This is a genomic window from Streptomyces sp. NPDC098781 (assembly GCF_044759995.1).
Taxonomy (GTDB): Bacteria; Actinomycetota; Actinomycetes; order Streptomycetales; family Streptomycetaceae; genus Streptomyces.
Genome location: NZ_JBIWAK010000003.1, coordinates 128,180 through 146,861 on the forward strand (window position 1 = coordinate 128,180; position 18,682 = coordinate 146,861).

The window sequence follows — 18,682 nt, forward strand, 5'->3', positions numbered from 1 at the left end:
TCAGCGATCCGCCGAGGAGGTCGCGTCGCGCTTGGCTCGGCAGCGGCAGATCCCGCGCCCCAGCGGCGCTCGCCCCTCATCCGCACCGCTCAGCTGATCACCAGACCGCCTACGCGCAGCCGGGCTGCTCGGACAACCATTCCGTCGCCGCTTCCAGGACGGGATCCTTGCTTCCGCCGCGCCCGAGGTTGTGGACGACTGGCTGGTCGGGCGGAATGGGGCTCTCATATGTACGTCCCGTGCGGTCGGCATCCATCACCTCCGTCAGGTTGAGGACCGCCCCGTCGGACAGGCGATGCTGTTCGTTGCCGGTTGGGACGCCTGTTGTGTCCTCGCCGAAGGAGCGCGTATCAGGTCGCCCGCGAAAGGCCACAGTCACCGCCTCACCGGAACTGGCGGTGGAACGGCTGGTGAGCACCGCAACAGGGGCTGATCCGCGGCCTACGGGAGGACTCGTTCCCCAGCCGGTGGATTCACCGTCCAGACGAGGGCTGCCCTTATCAATGGACCACACCGTCTTCTCGCCGTCCGCATCGACGAACGACCCGACGTCGCCCTCACCGAGGATCGGTCCTACGACGGCAAGCATCGGCCACATATTGCCACCGCGGTTGCGGCGGAGGTCGATCACCCAGCCGCAGGCGTTCGGACGGTTGGCCGTCGCCACGGCATCTCGCCCCTCCCGAACGTACTGCTCAAGGACCTTCTCAGATCCCTGGACGCCAGGGAGCGACAGATACCCCATGCGGCCGGCCAGCGCCCGCCCGTCCACAGGGTTGCGGATCTGCTCGTCTCCGTACAGCTTTTTCGCCCTCTTCGGGTCGTAGAAGGCGCTGTGCCCGTCTCCCAATCTGCCCAGGGCTGCCTCAATGGCCCGATAGGTATCGCCAGGACGGCGCGCGCCGCCGGCCTCGGTGAAGGCTGTTCGCCGTGCCTCAGCCCAGTCGACATCGTCGCGGCGAAGTGCGTTGTCCTCCATGACGGTCAACGCGGTGGACAGGTAGGACCGAGCCTCGTCAGACATTCCCACCCCTGGAGGTGACGCGTTCGCTCCCGAGCACCCGGGCCCGACAGCGAGAACCAACACCAACCCAGCAACCTTCGAACGCAGCGAATGCCCCAGAACCATGCGCCCCCCAGTCGGCCAATCCAGTCGAGCAATTGATGACCCTAACTCTGAGGTGGTACGGCACGGCACGTGCGGCTCGCAGGAGATCTTTTGGTGTCACCGAGGCGGTCGCCACGGCCCGACGCTCAGAAGTCCCAGTCCAGTTCATACTCATCGACTGCAACAGGCACGTAGCCGTCCACCGCCTCGCCGGTCTCCAGGGCCGTAGCTGTCGCATCGAGGAGAGCCGCCAGCGACGCCCACATGGGGTGGGACGAAAAGGTGCATCCCGTCTCGTGATCGGCATCGCCGATCCGTCCGCGGCGGCGGTGGGGTCGCTGGTCGATGACGAGGTAGTCCCCCGCGCCGTCGAAGGCGAAGGGAATCCACCGGGAATGCCACCACGGCCCGTACTCCCCCTCCGGGTCGCCTTCCTCAGCTCCCGCAAGCTGATCTCCGTAGATCCGCATCCGTGTCTGCCAGGCGCTGGTGATGTTCTCCACCTCCAGCAGGGACCAGAAAGGTGGCAGCAGATCGCAGTGGCCCATGCCGTTGTGCCGCAGCAAGGACTCCACCAACGGCTCCGGAAAGGCCTGCCCGATCGACTGTTCAGCCTGAGCGATCGCCGAACGCTCCGCCGGGGGTGCTAGAGCAGCGAACGTGCCAGGCGCGCGCTGGGCGAGCCACGCCTCAATACGGATCCACGACCCGAATATCGACGAAGTCATCCTGCGATGATGCCAGTTCAGCGCGGCGACCATGGGGCGGCTTCGCCCAGGTCGGGTCTGCCCTGGTCGGCGGGGCACCCCTGCTGCGGATCCGAGGATCGGGCCTCGGTCCGACACATCCGTGGCAGCGCCATGGTCCGGTGGCGCGGGAAGGCGTACCTTGCGTTCCCACTAGAAGGCACGTCGGAAGACAGCCTGCCAGGACCCAGCATGCTCCCTCGGAGAAGTCGGCAACTCCTTCCGGCCGGCCACAGACAGAAGGGTGGCTACGTTGGCCCATCGGCATGCCGAGGAGCGAGACGGGGAGCCCGCCAGCAGCTCCGTCTTGCGAGACAGACGTTTCAACGGCTATCTGAGGATCAAGCTCCCGCACGCTCTGGATGCCGAGGTCGAGTCCGTGGTCACGGCCTATGTGGCAGGGTCTGCCTCCACTCGGCAGGCCCTGATCGATGGACTGGGCGAACGAGCCGCTGGGGTTCTGAGCGCGTACGGGCAACGTATGGCATCGGTAGCGGTTCGCATCCGCTCCGTCGACGCCCTGCGACGCGGGGCCGTGGCTGTTGCCCTGGCCGAAGGGTTCCTCGAGGATCGCCGGGACAATCTGTTCGTACTCGCTGCCGTCCATGACAGTGCTTCCCTGATCGGCACGTCTCTCGCAGAAGTCATCGACGACGTCAAGGCCCTCCTGCCGCCTGTCGGACTGGCGGCACTTCACGAGTTCGAGCAACGCGAGGAGCGCGACAAATCGCTGGCAGCCTTGGGGATCAGAAGGTCAGGCACCGGCCAAGACTTCCTCTATCTCTGATCATTACGGGCTTACCCTTGGCAGGCCTGGTACGAGGCCGTCCGCGTCCGGTGCACCGCACTCGCCGCGTTGTGGGCCGGGTCGCGGACACGTACTCGACCGCGAGACAACGGCAGCCCTCCTCGGCGGCCCCGACGGTGTCGGCCAGTATCGCGGCGACGCGCTGCGGCACGCCCAGCGCACCGGCTGGGCCGCGCCCTGGACTATGTGCGCGGGCTCGCCCGAAGCCTGGCGGGCGGTAGTGACCACTACGAAACCCTGGCCGAGGTCGCAAGTGTCCGACCTGCCGTGCGGGATCGCAGTGGCCGCCGTCGGCCGCTCTTGCCTCTCCTTCGCCCTGACTGAAGGCGCAGCCAGACGGCCGCTGGCCCGCAGGCCAGCGGACAAACTCCACCATGGCGGCCACCCTTGGCCTCGCGCACGCGATTACCGAAGGCGGCCACTGCCTTAAATTGCCACTGCCTCAGAGAACCTTAAGTTCCCTTTTTGCATGGCAGCCTCACCTTCCCTCCAGAGTTCCACCATTGACAGCCTCCACCTTCCTTAAAGGAGCACCTTTTCAGACAAATACAAATGGGCCTCATGGAATCCATGGGCCCTCATCACTCAAAAAATGCAAAACCAGCGATATATCACAGCTCCATGAAGAACTTGATAACCCTAACGATGTTGCCCACAGCGCTTGTCACACCGTAGGCGATACGCGCGAAACGAAGCGTTCGCGACCTCCTCCACCTCTCTTGACTCCCATGTCCATCACTCTGACCTGCATTATCCCTTCTCTCATAGCCATCTGTCGTTGATTAGTCACTCTCCGTAGTCTAAATTGGGCATATTTTTGCCGGAGGGTGCTCACCTCCGGCAGTTACACGACACATCATTGCGAGACACGCCTCACGACTTGTGCGCGCCTCGTCTTCGTTCTTCGCTAATAATACCTCATGCAGTGGACACCTGTCGACCCATCAGAGCGCTCCGGATGTCCGGCGCGGACACTTCGGTGTTTCTTCCAACTGTCTACGAAATCGGCTCGTCGGATGCGTTAGCCATGGCATCCACTCAGCGGGATTGGACTAAGTGAAGCACGCCCTTCTTCCTGTCCGCAACCCTGTCTTGCATTCACTAGAGGGAAATGCAAGTTGCGGCACGGGAAGGCGCTCACCGGTTCGGATCCGAGCTGACCGATCAAATCTGCCTGACCCTCCAGCAACGCCTACCGCTCCTGGCAGTTCAGGCAGTCATCTGCAAGGCCGGGAAGCGCGGGCTGTGCACCGCCAGATGCGCACGAGGATTCTCGAAGTGCAGGAACTCCGCTGCACCCGTGCTGCGGACGCCAGACAGGCCACCAGCTCAAGGCACTCCAAGGCACTGCACTGACGGGTCAGGGACCCATGGTCGCCTCCATGAAGCCGACCGAGTCCTTGTGTTGGGGGTCGGCGGCCAGTCGTTCTCCCGCGAAGACCGCGAACTGGTGCCACCAGTCGGCCATCTGGCCTCGCGGGAACATTTCGGGACGCCAGGGTTTCGCGTCCTCGAACACGTATTCCGCCCAGGGGTTTGCGGGGTTGGGTGGTGGCCTGTAGTAGTCCGCTGAGTGGGGCAGCACGGTGATCTCGGCGCCGGTGGCCCTGATCGCCCTGACCAGGTCCGCGCCGGGTGGACCGCCCATGTCGTACGGACTCCATACGACTCGTGCCTGGAAAGCGCCCTGGCGGTCCCGGGCTGTTGTCCTCAGGCGGTCCGCGCCCCGGGCCCGGAAGCCGTTGGGGTCCATCACGATGGCGCGGCTGACGCGCTGCCGGTTGCCGAGGACGCTGAGCAGGCCCCACAGCGCCTCGCCACCGCTGCTGTATCCCCCGGCCCAGATGTCGGGGGCGAGGCGCAAGGTGCCGGTCACCGTGCCGCCGGCGACGTTCTGCGGCAGCACGGGGAAGATCGTGCCGTCCCGCTGGACCAACTGCTGGCCCGGGCCGCCGAGTGCGCCGCGGGTCCAGAGCAGGCGCAGGGCCGTGACCATCCGGTCGGGCAGATGGGGCCCTGTGGCGCCGCCGTAGCTTCCCCCGGTCGACAGCGGCAGGAACAGCACACGCAGCGTCTGGGTCTCCTTGAGCAACCTGGGCGCTGTACGGTCCAGGGCCGCGTCCATGCCGCAGGGCAGGAACGCGTGGCTGTTCAGCGGCAGTTCGCGGTTGAGGGCGTGGTCCAGCAACTCGTGCAAGTCCGGCAGTTCGCCGATCGCTGCCTGCTGTGCCCTCGTCTGCCCGGAGAGCAGGTACCGGCACAGGGCGCGCATGCCCCGTACGGCGTGCTTGGGGTCGGTGATTCCCGTGGGGCGATCTTGGGCGTATGGGTAAGAGCTGGCTACGGGTCGGAAGAAGACGTACGCGCCGATCGTGGTGCCGTCGGGCGGCGGGGGCGGGGGGCCGGGATCGCTGTTGCCGCCTGCGGTGCGTGGCACGCTGGCGAACCAGAGCAGCGGGGCGGTGCGGGTGTTGGCCAGCACCCGGAGTCTGCCCGGCCGGTCGGTGAGGTGTGGTGAGAGGTACCAGGGGTTGAAGCCGGCCTCGCGGTTCTTCGGGCTTCTTTTGAAGTGCAGCTGCCACCAGAGGTCGGTCAGGTCGAGGAACTCGGTGTCGATGTCGAGGGTGTCGCCCCGGGCCGCCACGGTGAGCAGTGGGTGGCAGCCCAGGAAGCGGCGGATCCCGCTCAGCCTCCATGACGGCACGTTCTGCGCGACCTCGTCGCCGTTGCCGCGCCTGTCGATCCGCAGGGTGTGGGCGGGCACCGCGTAGGCGTCCGGGAGGGTGCGGTTCCCCACGACCCGCAGGCGCTGGTAGACGGTGAGGGCTTCGGCCTGTTTCCCCTCGATCCGCGGGGTGACGGTGAAGAAGAGCCGCAGGTGCTGCGCGTCCTGGGGCACCTCGAAGGTGGCCTGGGTGTTCGAGGCGGCGCTCTGCGGACAGGCTCGCCCCTTGTGCGGGTCGGTCCAGTCCTCGACCTCCTCTCTTGACGCAAGGGCATCCAGGTTCAGCTCGACCGAGCCGTCGGCGGCCGCTCCGGACCGTCTGCGGAGCAGGAAGTGCTCCTGCTCGCCAGGACGGCGCCACCGGATAGTGAGCGTGCTCATCCAGCCGTCACCGTTGCTGTCCCGTCCGCGGGTCGTACTCGACCTCTACAGCGACCACCTGGTCCGTCGGCAGGACCTCGGTCCACTGGTCGAAGACCTGGTACGGCTCGGCGGGGCGAAAGCCACCGTCCAGTGGGTCGAAGCCGGTCTCGAAGACCGTCTCCGTGGCCAGGGTGGTGCCGATGTCGGTGTTCTTGCGCTGGAGTTCGGCGGCGAGGAGTTCCAGTACCTGGCCGATCGTCTTGTTCTGGTACCCGTCCGGGTCTCCGGTCTGCCAGGTATAGGGCTTGTCGAGCGCGGCTTCGCCCTCCACGTCGGCCTGTTGGAGCCAGCCCAGCGCGGCCGGTTCGTGGCCCGGGCGGATCGGCAGGACGGCTTTCACCCAGGAGGAGTTGAGGAATTCGTTGCGGCGTTCGTCGCCGTCGATCTGCACCAGCCAGCCGAGCGAACTGCCCACCGGGGCGGGCTGGCTGCCCTCGGTGAGGGGGTAGTTGATCCGCCACTCCAACGCCTCGTCGGATACCGGGGCGACGGCGTTGGGCGGGTTGTTCGCGGCGGTGTGGGAGTAGTGGCCGGGAACCGTGGCGCCCTGGAGGGGTTCGTCCCCGGGGGCGGGATCCCACTGGTGCTGCGGCACCGGGTGCCGGCCAAGTGATGCCTTGCCGGTCGAGACACCCCCGGGCCGCCAGTAGTCGGGGGCGACGAAGTACAGCATCCGGTCCACGTCGAACATCTGCCGGATCAGCTCGGCGCTCAACTGCGGCTGCCGGCCGTCGTACAGGTCGAGTTGGGCGATCAGCCGCTCGAAGACGCAGTAGCGCTCTTCCTTGCGCAGATCCCCTGCGGGCCGGCGGCGCAGGCCGCTCACCGTCTCGACGCGTTCGCGTACGGCCTCGACGTACGCGGTGCGCTGGAGACGGTCCACCTCGGCCCGGTACTCGGCCAGCGCCCGATCGTAGGCGTCCTGGCCGGGGTGGGTCGACGGGGGCTTCCACATGATCCGCACGGACAACGAGATCCAGTTGCCGTTGGCGAAGTTCACCAGTTCGGTGCGGATCTGGTACCGGTTGCTCGCCAGGTCCAGGATCTTGCATTTGCCCAGGTACTTGGTGCCGCTGCCGTTGCTCGCCTTGGCCTCCACCACCCGGATCGGCTCCGGTTGCGAGGTGTCGACGGTCCAGCCCGGGCCGGGTGGGACGGCGGTGTAGTCGAAGTGCGCGACGAGGTATTCGTCCGAGTGGCCGTGCGACAGGTGGTCCTCGTCCGCGACGTAGAACCAGTCCTGGTCGAGGTGGGGGCCATTCGAGCCGATTCGCTGGACGGGGTACACCTCGGTGACCGTGGTGGTGGTCGGAACGAGCGGCTCCAGCGGTTCGGGCTTCTTCAGCCCCGTCAGGTCCGGCGCGGCCACGACGTCGAGGAGCTCGCCGAGACCCAGGGCTCGACCGGGGTCCGGGACGTGCACCTGCCAGCTCAGCTGGGTGCCGATGTGCTGGACCTGGATGCCGACCTTGCGCATCTTGCGGCGCAGTTCGTAGTTGACCAGCTTGTCGGTGGTGTTCTGGACGACGTACCGGCGGCTGGAGGTGTCCGTCGTCTCGGTCACCGTCTTGAAGGTGGTCTTGAAGTTCCGGGTGATCTCGCTGCTGACTTTGGAGCTCTGTGCCCGGGTGTGCTTGTGCGTGACCTCGGAGGAGGAGTGCGTGGTGTTCTTCGTGCTGTAGCTGGTGCTCACGTCGGCCTGGGCGATACCCACGTAGTTCGCCCCGGCGCTGGCTGTCACACCGAGCGAAGTCTCGTTGGCGTTGTCCTCCTTGACCGCATCCGCCACGTCCGTCTGCTCGGTCAGTGACTCCTCGGTCTTTCTGGTGCTCTCCTCGGACTGCTCGGCGGTCCGCTCCACCAGGGTGCGGCGGGTGGAGGTCTCCACCACCTCGACCGTGCCGCCCGGACTGAGCCAGAGATGGCCCACGGGTGCTCCCAGGAAGGTGTCGAACTCGAAGAAGTACTGGCGGAACAGGTTCACCAGCCCGACCGGAGAGAGGATTCCCTCGGTGGGCGGCTTCGGCAGCGCGGCCAGTTCCGGCCGGCTCAGCTGTCGGGCTTCGGCTCCGCTGAACAGTTCACGCTGTGCCGGCCTTCCCTCGGCGACTGCCAGCAGTTGGGTGCTGGAGTAGCCGAGCCAGCCGGGCAACGGCTGGTACACGCCGAACAGTTCGCTCGCGTACGGAAGAGTGCCGGCGAAGTCGACCACCGGTCGGCCGGCCCCGGCCGTGCGGGCCGCGGGCGTCGGCAGGGTGTGCGTGTTCTCGACGGGGCCGCCCGGCCGGGTCGAGAAAGGGACGACGACCCAGGGCCGGTTCTGCACCTGGGTCACCACGAGCAGCTCGCGCTCGACCTGGGCCGGCGGCGCGAGGAATGCCAGTGTCAGGGCTCCGGAGACGCTGCTGACCGTCCGGCCCACGTACAGGCGTCCGGCACCGCTGTCCGACTCCAGGAAAGTGCCTGCCAGTTCCGGCACTTGGGGGAAGAACCGCGGATCTCGCACGCCGCAGTCGGTGGGCAGCGCGATCGCCACTCGCTGCCCTGGTAACAGGTCGCCTGCCCCGCTGCCCTGCACGGTGTAGGTCCAGAGCTGGTACCAGGTACGGACTCCCGGCGCCGTCACCGGCGTCCGCCCCGTGAATGTGACTGTGAGAGTCATGCTGATCTTTCTCCCCACCTCCGCCACAAGGAACACACTCCAGGGCGAACCTGGTCATGTCAGTCATCGGCGCCGGCGCGGGGCTTCGATCGGACCCGCGATCGCACCTAACTGCTCGTGCCGCGAGGTCATTTCGCGGCAGGCGCGAACCCGCGTCTCGGGGCGTCTCCGGGCGGTCTCCTGTGCGGCAGGTTCACGGCTCGGCGAAAGGGGCCCGCTCGGGGACATTGGCCCCGGCGGTGCCGGCGGGCCGGTATGGCTGCATCGGCTGACGGATCGGCACAGGCGTATCAGTGTCGGCGATTCGGCCATTCGGAACTCCCGCAGAACGGCCCCACCGCTGCGCCCACACGTACGACCCCTTACGCCGCAAGGCACCCAGCTCGTCCGGAATCGAGCGCGTTCGATTCCGCTGTCGCGTCGTTATGCCGTGCACCGCCGAACCACCCAGGTGCGGCAACGACCCCAAGGAGGGCCACGGGTGACTGTGACTGACGCCTCGACTGCCAACGAGAAGACGCCGCCCCCTCCTCCTCCGGCCACCTTCACCTTCGAGGGTAAGCACGGCAAGAATCCGCTGGCAGACGCCAGTTTCGGGGCCATGTGAAAGCGGGTGAGGTCGCGGAAGCCGTGATCGGGGCGATGGGGGAAAACCCCCGCAAGGGTCACTCCCACACCTGGGACGACGTCGAGTCCGAGGTCTGCGACGTGATCACGACCGGCATGGTCGCCCTGATGCGCATGAACACCGACGCCCAAGCCCTGTTCGAACGGCACATGGAGCGCATCGCCTCCCGAGACCTGCCCAAGGCTGAGCCCGCGCCTGAGGCAAGCAGCACCGCTCCTTCAGGTACTGCTGCTCTCCTGGTCAACGGCAAAGGTCAGTACCTGCTGCATCTTCGCGACGCGAACAAGCCGATCAATCACGCGGGAATGTGGTGTTTCCTCGGCGGTCATACCGAGCCGGGCGAGACCGAGGACGAGGGAATCACCCGAGTACTCCAGGAGGAGACCGGTCTACTGATTCCTGATCTCACCCCCTTCGCCACGGTCGAGACCGTTGTCCAGGACGGCACCATCCAGGGCAGCGTGAAGGTCTACCTCGGCAGGTGGGACGGCCTGGCTCACGAGATCGAACTGCGGGAGGGCATTGCCTTGCGCTGGACCGATGCAGACGAGCTCCAGTGGATGACCGTGGATGCCGGCACCACCGCTGTGATCAACGCTCACCGAACCCAGGTCGTGGCGAGCCGCAACGCGACTACGCCGCTGGTCCTTCGGGTCCCACAAGCGAGGGCAAGCCGATGACCGATACGGAGTCCGCCCCGATCACGTGCTGCTCGGTCCACCGCTGGGTCCCGGACAAACCCCAACCCGTCGAAAGGGGCAACACATTGAGCGCCCACTCGGTCAACGCAGAGAGCTGGACCATCTACGGTCAGCGACAGCTCGACCGCGGCTACGAGCCACCGGTCCCGGAACAACTCCACTGGGGGTCCTGGGCAGGAGTAGGCCCGGGAGCCGAGGCCCTTGGCGACATCGCGGGCAAGCACGTGCTCGACATCGGTTCCGGCGCAGGCCACCACGCCGTCCACCTGGCACGTGTCCACGGTGCCCGCGTCACAGCCATCGAGCAGTCGCCGACCCAACACCGCCGCGCAGCCGACCGATTCGCCGCCGAGCCCGGAGTCCGCTTCCTGCACGGCGACGTCCTGGATCACCTCAAGAGGGCCGAACCGTACGACGCTGCGTACGCCATCGGCACCCTCGCGTACATCGACCCGCACATGTGCCTGCCTGCCCTGCGCGACGGGCTACGCGCCGGCGCACCACTCGTGTTCTCCGTCCTGCACACCGACATGAACGGGCAACGCCCCGCCGACACCGTGGCACCGCGCCGGCAGGAAGTGCTGCTACGCCAGGACCCACCCCTCCCCGTGCAGTGCTGGGTCCTGACCCCCCAGCTCTGGGAGGACCTACTCACCGACGCCGGATTCGCCGTCACTGACATCCAGCTTCTGGCTGCGCCCGACAACACCAACCGCGTTGTCCACCAGCTCATTCGCGCCCGGCGCCGCATCGCGAGCCGCCCACGCACCACGCGCCCACCGGCTCCTCACGCGGCCGTGGGGGTCGGTGCCATCGTCCTCGGCGAGCAGGGTCTCCTCTTGGGGCGGCACCGTCGCGGAACGATCGAGTTGCCCGGCGGGAGCGTGGAATCGAGCGACCGCACTCCACAGGACACGGTGGTCCGCGAACTTCGCGAAGAGACCGGATTGGTTGCCCGGCCCGAGGATGTGGTCCTGCTCGGCACGCTCCTCGATCACGTCGGCGACGTCGTACGCATCACCGTCGGCGCGATCGTGACCGCTTGGCAGGGCGAACCCGCCACACAACCAGACGAGAACGTGGGCGACTGGCGATGGTGCGCGCTCGACCAACTGCCGCAGCACGATCTCTTCGAGTGCAGCGCTCAGATCCTCGCCGCGTGGCGACCCGACCTACCGATCGATCATCCGCCGGCCTGCTTCACTCCCTACGCCCCGCCAGAGCACACGACCGACAAGACACGTACGGAACCGCCCATCGCGACCTCGTGAAATGATCTGCGCCCAAGATCAAGGACGCTCAGCACCAGCCTCGCATCGGGCGCGCCGCACAAATCCGCAGGTCAACGGGTGCCGCGCCACTGGTAGCGCGCGCCATGGGCTGCGGGGCGCGCCTCGTGCAGTAGATATGCCTGGCAGGCCCACCCGGCACGCTCGGCCCCGGCCTCTCGGCGTCTGCCGCCGTCGACCACTCCTCGTGCGTGCCTGTCGAAGCCGCCGGATACTTGTAGCGGGTCCAAACGACACGCCAGAGCTCATCACCGCAGTCCCGAGTGCCGAAGGCTCCATCCAGCCTGCCGGCCGGGGCCGCCGTCCCCCGGAGAAGCGCATGAACACCTACCGAGCTGCACAGGTCGACACCGCGAACGGGCCCTTCCAAATCGTCGAGCGCGAGGTACCGCAACCCGGCCCCCGACATGTACGCATTGCCGTCGAGGCTTGCGGAATCTGCCACAGCGACGCCGTCTTCGTCAGCGCCGGCGTGCCCGGCGTGCGATTCCCGCTGGTTCCGGGCCACGAGGCCGCCGGGCGCATCGAGGAACTCGGCGAAGGAGCCGAGGCGCACAACTGGAACGTCGGGGACCGGGTCACCGTGGGCTGGTTCGGAGGGAGCTGCGGTCACTGCATTCCCTGCCGCCAGGGCGACTTCATCGTCTGTGTCAACCTCAAGGTTCCCGGCCTCAGCTACGACGGAGGCTTCGCCGAGAACATGATCGCGCCGATCGACGCACTGGCCCGGATCCCCGAAGGCCTCAAGGCGTCCGACGCCGGCCCTATGGCCTGCGCGGGCGTCACGACGTACAACGGTCTCCGGCGCAGCTCCGCCCGGCCCGGCGATCTCGTGGCCGTGCTGGGCATCGGCGGTCTCGGCCACCTGGGGGTGCAATACGCGGCGGCCATGGGATTCGAGACAGTGGCCATCGCCCGAGGTGAGGAGAAGGCCGAATTCGCGAAGCAACTGGGAGCGCACCACTACATCAACAGCACGGGGGCGACACCGGTCGCCGAGGCCCTGCGATCCCTGGGCGGCGCCAAGGCCGTACTCGCCACGGCCGGAAGCTCCGACGCCATCGCGGCGACGGTCGACGGCATGACGCCTCGCGGCGAGCTCATCGTCATCGGAGTGAGCCCCGACCCGATGGGAATCAGCCCCGTCCAGCTGATCATGACGGGCAGGACCGTACGTGGCCACCCGTCCGGCACCGCGCAGGACGTGCAGGACACCATGGCGTTCAGCGCCCTGCACGGTATTCGGCCGACGGTGGAGACCCTGCCGCTGGCAGAGGCCGACGATGCCTACCAGAAGATGATGTCGGGCGCGGCGCGCTTCCGGATGGTGCTCACCACGGACTGACCCCGACTCCGATCCATCGAGCCGGGCGTATCGTCTCTGCCGCTGCGCGCGGCTTCTGCATACGCCGACGCCTACGAGCGCCCTGTGCCCCCGGCCCCCCGGGCCCGTCAGGATGTCCACGTGCCGCATGACGATCCGAGGCTCCCCGGCGCAAGAAACGAAAGGCATATACTTCTGTCGTCAGCACCATGCGCACGAGCCGCGGGAGAGTGATCCGAATGTCCTGGCCGGCCACGGTTCGCTACGGCTCGGAGCCGGCCCCTGGCGGGCTCGCCCTCGTGCAGGACCTCATCAACACCATCTCGGCCGGCAAGCCTCGCACGACGGACCTGCTTGCTGATCTCGGCGACGCCCGGGCCTGGCTCGATCAGGCACTGGCCGAGTGGAGCCAGGCCACCGGCAACGCCTTGCCCGATGTCCAGCTCGAACCGCAGGACCAGGATGAGCTCCGCACCTTCCGCGACGACTTGCGCAGGGCGGCCGGCCAGGACCGCGGGACCGTGGTTCCCCCGCTGCACACCGCGGCTGTCGCGATCCAGCTGGGCGCCGACGGACAGGTGCACCTGGAACCCCGCGGTACCGGATGGCGTCGCGTGGCGGCCGTAGTCCTGATCGAAATCTTCCAGGGCCAGCAGGCCGGCACGTGGCAGCGTCTGAAGATGTGCCGCAACGATCACTGCGGGACCGCGTTCTTCGACCGGTCCCGCAACAGCAGTGGCGTCTGGTGCGACGTCAAGTCCTGCGGCAATGCGGCCAACGTTCGTGCCTACCGGGCGAGGCAGCGCACGCAGAGAGCGTCCTAGGCTCCCCACCGGACACGTCGCGCGCGCCTCGCCGCGCCGCTGCGGCGCCTGATGCGGTTCCTCCTCCGGCACAAGGCAGACGCCATCCGTGTCGCCGACGAACGCCGTCCTGACCGCATCCTCCCTCCCCCTCCAGAGCCGGTCACCGGGGCCCTGGGGCCCACGGCGAACCCTGGACACCGGGCGTGACCTCCCCTACCTTGCGCGACATAATCAAAATGCTTACGCTTCTGTCTGTAGAGGTCGGGGGTGGTGCGTCGGCACCACCCCCGGCCTGGGTCGGCTGAGGATCCGCTCCACCCGACCACCCTCGTATCGCGCAAGGCGCTGCCCTGTGTCACGCAGTCGACCCGTGCGGCTCCCCGACGCCCGGTTCGCGCACAGATCCACCCCGAAAGGTCACGATGGAGTCGGTACGGACAGACACGACAGGTCAGCAGGATGTGACGGCGGGCACCGCCGGTGCGCTGTCGCAGGCACCCGCCGGGATATCCGCGCAGGCTGCCGCAGCGCCCGCCAGTGACGGGCCTGCCACGTCCGGCCACGGCTCACAGATGGCGGGCGGCGCGGCTCTCGCGAATGGTGGGCGGCCATCCGCGCCGAACCCTCGCGCGCAGAGCATCGGCCTGATGTCGGTGTCCCTCGGCACCGCAGGCCTCGGCGGGGCCTGGCAGGCCGCGGCGGCGACCGTCCTGGCACCGCTGTGGGTGAGCGATGTGCTGTACGTCGTCGCCGGCCTGATCTGGATGGTCCTGCTGGGGCGGTACCTGTGGCACGGCGGGGGGCGGTGGCGCAACCTCCTGGAGGACCTGCACCACCCGGGCCAGGGGTTCACCATGGCGTATGTCCCTATCGTCGGCATGCTGGCGGCAGGGCATTTCTCCCGCTTCGGCCTGGACGGCGCGCGGTGGGTCTACGTCCTGTTCGGTGCGGCGGCAGCGGTCATCGCCGCGCGTCTACTCGCGCATTGGGTCACGGGCGGCCTGGGCTCCGCGCCGCTGCACCCCGGGTATCTGCTGCCCGTGGTCTCCGGGCCCTTCATCGCCAGCGCGACGGCCTCGACCCTGCGTCTGCCGGAGCTGGCTGCGGCGGCCTTCGCCGTCGGAATCCTGTACTGGCTGGCCTTCGGCACGGTTGTCCTCGCCAGCCTCCTGTCCGGCGGCGGCAGCATGCCCGCCCCGGCCCGCCCCACGCTCACCATCCTGGTCATCCCGCCGGCCACCGGCGGTCTGGCCTGGACCGCCGCCCACCACGGCCAAGTGGACCCGACCGGCAACGGGTTCGCAGGGCTGCTGCTGTTCACGCTGGTCGTGATCGCCTTCATGCTGCCGCACCTGCGTCAGCGAGCGTTCCACATCGGCTACTGGATCTTCTCCTTCCCCATGGCCACCAGCACCACCTTTCTGGTCCGCTGGCTGGCGGGAACCCAGATCCCCGGCTGGCAAGCCCTCTCCTGGGTCCTGCTGGCGGCCGTGAGCGCAGCCTTCGCGCTGCTGTACGCGGTCACGACCGGGCACGCGCTGGCCCCCCGCCACCGCACCCGCGTGGCCAAGTAAGAGCGTCTCCGGCTTCCGGGCCTGGGCCCTCCCGTAGTGCTCCTCCCCGTCTCACCTCTGCCTTGCGTCAGCGGGCCCGCGAAACTCGTCCGCGGTGTTGGGCAGCCACCGGTGGCGCGACGACTTAGCCTGCGGGCATGTTGCTGGAGCATCGAGGTAAGAAGCCCGTGGTTCCCAAGTCTGCTTATGTAGCTCCCACAGCAGTCCTGTGCGGGGCAGTCGTCCTGGGAGAACAAGCGCGCGTCCTGCACGGTGCCGTGCTCACTGCTGAGGATGGCGAGATCCGCACGGGCGCGAACGTGGTCGTGATGGAGAACGCACTGATCCGAGGGCGTGACAGGCACCCGGCTCTCGTGGGTGACGCCGTACTGATCGGTCCGCACGCGCACGTCAACGGGGCGACCATCGAGGACGAAGTCTTCGTGGCGACCGGTGCTTCACTGTTCCCCGGTGCCGTGGCCGGGACCCGCTCCGAGCTGCGCATCAACAGCGTGCTGCATGTGAACTCGAGGCTGCGGCCGGACAGCGTTCTCCCCATCGGCTGGATCGCGGCCGGGGACCCGGCCGAGCTGTTCTCGCCCGATCGTCACGACGAACTATGGGAGAAGCAGCGCGACCTTGACTTTCCGGGCACCGTCTACGGTGTGCCGCGCGGCACTTCCATGCGCACGGTCATGGCACGCCAGGCCGAGTTCTACGCGGCCCACACGGAGGACCGGCTGCTCCGCGATTCTTGACGCATCGTTCAGTGCCTCCCTCGATGGAGGGCGCCTCCATCACGTGCGGCCCAACTGCCGTGCAGCCAAGGGAAAATGGTCGCTCAGGGCGCGTCCGCCAAAGCCTGCCCATCGGCCCCTGGCTCCTTGGACGCCCGGGGCGCGGTCCGGCCCGAGCCGCCACCACGGGTGAGGTGCACACCGAACGCCGACGTCGCCAGGCCCAGTGCGGCGGCGATGAACCAGACGATCCGGAAGTCGTGAAGTGATGCGGCACCGACATGGGAGCCGACCACCGCGACCAGGACGGCGACGCCGATCGTGGCCGAGATCTGGCGGACGGAGTTGACCAGCGCCGACCCGGTCGCCGCACGATGCCCGGGCACGGCGTGCACGCCGGCGGCCACCAGGGTGCCCAGGGCCAGACCGACGCCCGCACCGGTCAACAGCTGGCTGGGCAGCAGGCCACGCGGATAGTCCGGGGTGACGGACGCGAAGTACGCGAACCAGACCATGCCGCCGGCGAACAGCAAACCGCCGGCGGCGATCAGCGGACCGTGCCCGAAGCGCTGCGCGGCGCGGGCGGTCAGAAGGGTGACGACCGGTACGAGAGCGGGACCCGGAGCCAGGGCGAGACCGGTGCGCAGCGCGCTCCAGTGCCAGACCTCCTGACACCACAGCACGTTGGACAGCAGCATGATCGCGAAGGCGACGCCGAACACGAGGCTGCCCGCATTCGCCGCCCCGAAGCGCGGCAGTCGCAGCAGGTCCAGCTCGAACAGCGGCCGGGGGTGCCGCAGGGACCTGAGGACGAACGCGGCGCCGCTGATCACGGCAACGGCCAGGAGCAGCACGGTCCCGTCGCTCGTCCAGCCCCGGTCGGGGGCCTGCACCAGCGCCCCGGACAGCGTCGCGACCGAGGCGATGAGAAGCACGGCGCCGAGGAGGTCGGGCAGCGGTCCGGTCTCCCGGGCGGCCGGCTTCGGCAGGACCGATCGGCCGACGACGAACGCGGCGACGCCGATCGGCACGTTGACGGCGAAGACCCACCGCCAGTCGATCTCGGTCAGGAGGCCGCCCGCGACGGGCCCGGCGGCTGCGGCGAGCCCGCCGACCGCGGCCCAGCTCCGAGTTGCCTGGGTACGGCGCTCGGCCGGTACAGAGGCCAGCAGCAGGGCCAGGGACGTAGGGATCTGGGCGGCCGCCCCGGCGGCCTGCACCACCCGGGCCGCGACGAGGGTGTCCAGGTTCGGGGCCAGGGCACAGCCCAGCGACGCGAGGGTGAAGACGGCGATCCCTATGAGGAAGACCGGCCGCTGGCCTATGCGGTCTCCGGCACGCCCGGCCACCACCAGCAGCGCGGCGAAGGTGATCGCGTAGGCGTTGAGAACCCAGGACAGCGAACCCAGGGTCGCGCCTGTGCCGCCCCCGGCGAAGGAATCTCCCATCGCGGGAAGCGCGACGTTGACGATCAGCAGATCCAGGTTGGTCATGAAGACGGCCACCAGGACGACCACGGTGACCGTCCGACCGTGCTTTGAAAATCGAAGCATCGCAGGCATGGCGGAAGCCAAGCACGGGATGGTTTGAAAATCAAACCTCTCCCGAGTGATACTCGGGGTATGACCAAGCGCATCGACCCCCAGGGCATGACCGGACGCCCCTGCTCGCTCGCCGCCGCCCTACAGGTCGTCGGCGACCGATGGGCCCTGCCGGCGATCCGCGAGGTCATGCTCGGCAACCACCGCTTCCGGCAGATCGCCAGGAACACCGGCGCCCCCACGGACCGTCTGGCGGCGCGCCTGAAGGCGCTGGTGGAGAGCGGTGTCCTCGAAAAGCGCCCGCTGCCGGACGACGCACGCCACAGCGGCTACTACCTGACGGAGGCGGGACGCGATCTGGCGGGCATCACCCGCGAGCTCATCGGCTGGGGCGACCGCTGGGCCGTCACCTCGCCGCCCGTGCGGCTCCTTCACCGGGACCACGAGCTGGTCACCCATACGGTCTGCGAGAGCTGCGGCGAGCGGGTCCACGGCGAGGACGTCCACCGGGAGGAACTGGTCCCTGGCTGGGAGCAGGACGGCCCGGTGCAGGCGCAGTAGGCCGTGCGGTTGCGCACGTCCGGGCAGTCCGCGCCGAGACCAGCCGGGGTCGGCGGCCTTCCGTTCTCAAAGGGGCGCTTCGTCGCCCGGCGTCCGCCCTGGAAGGGCATGTGTGAGGGCGGGTTCCGGGCAGCGCCGTAAAAGCGGTGCGTCAGCCCTCAGCCGAGGTGCTCACGGAACCATGCGCGGGCCGCACCGCTCGCCTGATCGAACTGGCTGGCGTACGGGTCGAAGTGGCCGCCAGGGATGAGGTGCAGCCGCTTGGGTTCGAGGGCACGTTCGTAGGCGGCGAGCGCCAGGTCGGTCACGGTGACCGCGTCGCTCAGGGCGACCACCATGAGCAGGGGTGTGGGCGAGACCCGCGTGACCCAGATCCCGGGCTCGTACATGCGGGCCGCGCGGGTCGAACGGACCGTCACCCTGTTCTCCCACGCGCCGTCGGGCGTGGGCTGAAGGTAGAAGTCGATGGCCTCCTGTGACCGGTAGGAGGCGGGCACCGCCGGGTCGCTGCTGACGATGGCCACGGAGTGCGGGGCCTCTCCGCGGAACCGGGCCCGCTCGTCCTGCGCGAAGGACTCCTCCAGGCCGGCCACGGCGTCCGGTGCCACGCGGCGCAGGCCCTGCTCGTAACCGCTGATGGTCGGCACCTGGGAGACCACGGCGCGCAGCCGGCGGTCGGTGGCACCCAGGACGATGGCGTGGCCACCGGCATAGCTGCTGCCCCATAGACCGATGCGGTCCGCGTCGACCTCCGGCCGGCTCTCCAGGTACGAGATGGCACGTCGCCAGTCAGCGATCTGCTGCCAGGGGTCGACGTCCTGCCGAGGGTCGCCGTCGCTGGCCCCGAAGCTGCGATGGTCATGTACCAGGACGACGAACCCGTCCTCGGCGAAGGCTCGCGCGAAGGGCTCCAGACCGTGCTCCTTGACCCCCGCATAGCCGTGGGCCATGGTGATCGCCGGGTGCGGGCCCGGCCCGTCCGGCAGGAACAGCCAGCCGCGAAGCGTGACCGCACCGTCGGCCTCGAACTCGACATCCTTGCGCTCGGTCATGAAATCCTCCAACTGGAA

The 18,682-nt window shown here is 68.3% G+C and carries 14 protein-coding genes; 8 read left to right on the forward strand and 6 right to left on the reverse strand.

Annotated elements, in window-relative coordinates:
* Nucleotides 1-109: 109 nt before the first annotated feature.
* A complete protein-coding gene (locus tag ACIQWG_RS12505) occupies nt 110-1,024 on the reverse strand; it encodes a S41 family peptidase (RefSeq protein ID WP_404093850.1) in 915 nt (304 codons plus the stop codon).
* Between the two features lie 230 nt (nt 1,025-1,254).
* Nucleotides 1,255-1,869: an SMI1/KNR4 family protein gene (locus tag ACIQWG_RS12510; RefSeq protein WP_404093853.1), complete on the reverse strand. Its 615-nt coding sequence runs from the start codon at nt 1,867-1,869 to the stop codon at nt 1,255-1,257.
* 229 nt (nt 1,870-2,098) lie between these two features.
* Between ACIQWG_RS12510 and ACIQWG_RS12515 the strand changes: the two genes are divergently transcribed.
* Complete coding sequence (locus ACIQWG_RS12515; RefSeq protein ID WP_404093855.1) at nt 2,099-2,641, forward strand: hypothetical protein; 543 nt, start codon at nt 2,099-2,101, stop codon at nt 2,639-2,641.
* 1,381 nt (nt 2,642-4,022) lie between these two features.
* On the opposite strand, the gene ACIQWG_RS12520 is transcribed toward ACIQWG_RS12515, so the two are convergent.
* Both ACIQWG_RS12520 and ACIQWG_RS12525 read right to left on the reverse strand, forming a co-directional pair.
* Entirely contained in the window at nt 4,023-5,768 is a 1,746-nt protein-coding gene (locus tag ACIQWG_RS12520; RefSeq protein WP_404093857.1) for a hypothetical protein, read from the reverse strand.
* Between the two features lie 7 nt (nt 5,769-5,775).
* Nucleotides 5,776-8,346 (reverse strand): hypothetical protein, encoded by a 2,571-nt coding sequence (locus ACIQWG_RS12525; protein ID WP_404093858.1) that lies wholly within the window; start codon nt 8,344-8,346, stop codon nt 5,776-5,778.
* 756 nt (nt 8,347-9,102) lie between these two features.
* Here ACIQWG_RS12525 and ACIQWG_RS12530 point away from each other — a divergent pair.
* The 6 genes from ACIQWG_RS12530 to ACIQWG_RS12555 all read left to right on the forward strand — a co-directional run bounded on the left by ACIQWG_RS12530 (nt 9,103) and on the right by ACIQWG_RS12555 (nt 15,531).
* Nucleotides 9,103-9,780 (forward strand): NUDIX domain-containing protein, encoded by a 678-nt coding sequence (locus ACIQWG_RS12530; RefSeq protein WP_404093861.1) that lies wholly within the window; start codon nt 9,103-9,105, stop codon nt 9,778-9,780.
* Between the two features lie 86 nt (nt 9,781-9,866).
* A complete protein-coding gene (locus ACIQWG_RS12535) occupies nt 9,867-11,072 on the forward strand; it encodes a bifunctional class I SAM-dependent methyltransferase/NUDIX hydrolase (RefSeq protein WP_404093863.1) in 1,206 nt (401 codons plus the stop codon).
* 337 nt (nt 11,073-11,409) lie between these two features.
* A complete protein-coding gene (locus tag ACIQWG_RS12540; RefSeq protein WP_404093866.1) occupies nt 11,410-12,435 on the forward strand; it encodes an alcohol dehydrogenase in 1,026 nt (341 codons plus the stop codon).
* 218 nt (nt 12,436-12,653) lie between these two features.
* A complete protein-coding gene (locus ACIQWG_RS12545) occupies nt 12,654-13,238 on the forward strand; it encodes a CGNR zinc finger domain-containing protein (RefSeq protein ID WP_404093869.1) in 585 nt (194 codons plus the stop codon).
* A gap of 629 nt (nt 13,239-13,867) precedes the next feature.
* Entirely contained in the window at nt 13,868-14,794 is a 927-nt protein-coding gene (locus ACIQWG_RS12550; protein WP_404093872.1) for a hypothetical protein, read from the forward strand.
* A 137-nt stretch (nt 14,795-14,931) separates the two neighbouring features.
* Entirely contained in the window at nt 14,932-15,531 is a 600-nt protein-coding gene (locus ACIQWG_RS12555) for a gamma carbonic anhydrase family protein (protein WP_404093874.1), read from the forward strand.
* Between the two features lie 83 nt (nt 15,532-15,614).
* On the opposite strand, the gene ACIQWG_RS12560 is transcribed toward ACIQWG_RS12555, so the two are convergent.
* Complete coding sequence (locus tag ACIQWG_RS12560) at nt 15,615-17,063, reverse strand: DHA2 family efflux MFS transporter permease subunit (RefSeq protein ID WP_404093877.1); 1,449 nt, start codon at nt 17,061-17,063, stop codon at nt 15,615-15,617.
* 69 nt (nt 17,064-17,132) lie between these two features.
* On the opposite strand from ACIQWG_RS12560, the gene ACIQWG_RS12565 reads away from it, so the two are divergent.
* Nucleotides 17,133-17,612, forward strand: a complete 480-nt coding sequence (locus ACIQWG_RS12565; protein ID WP_404093880.1) for a winged helix-turn-helix transcriptional regulator — start codon at nt 17,133-17,135, stop codon at nt 17,610-17,612.
* Nucleotides 17,613-17,770: 158 nt separating this feature from the next.
* On the opposite strand, the gene ACIQWG_RS12570 is transcribed toward ACIQWG_RS12565, so the two are convergent.
* A complete protein-coding gene (locus ACIQWG_RS12570; RefSeq protein ID WP_404093882.1) occupies nt 17,771-18,664 on the reverse strand; it encodes an alpha/beta hydrolase in 894 nt (297 codons plus the stop codon).
* Between the last annotated feature and the right edge of the window lie 18 nt (nt 18,665-18,682).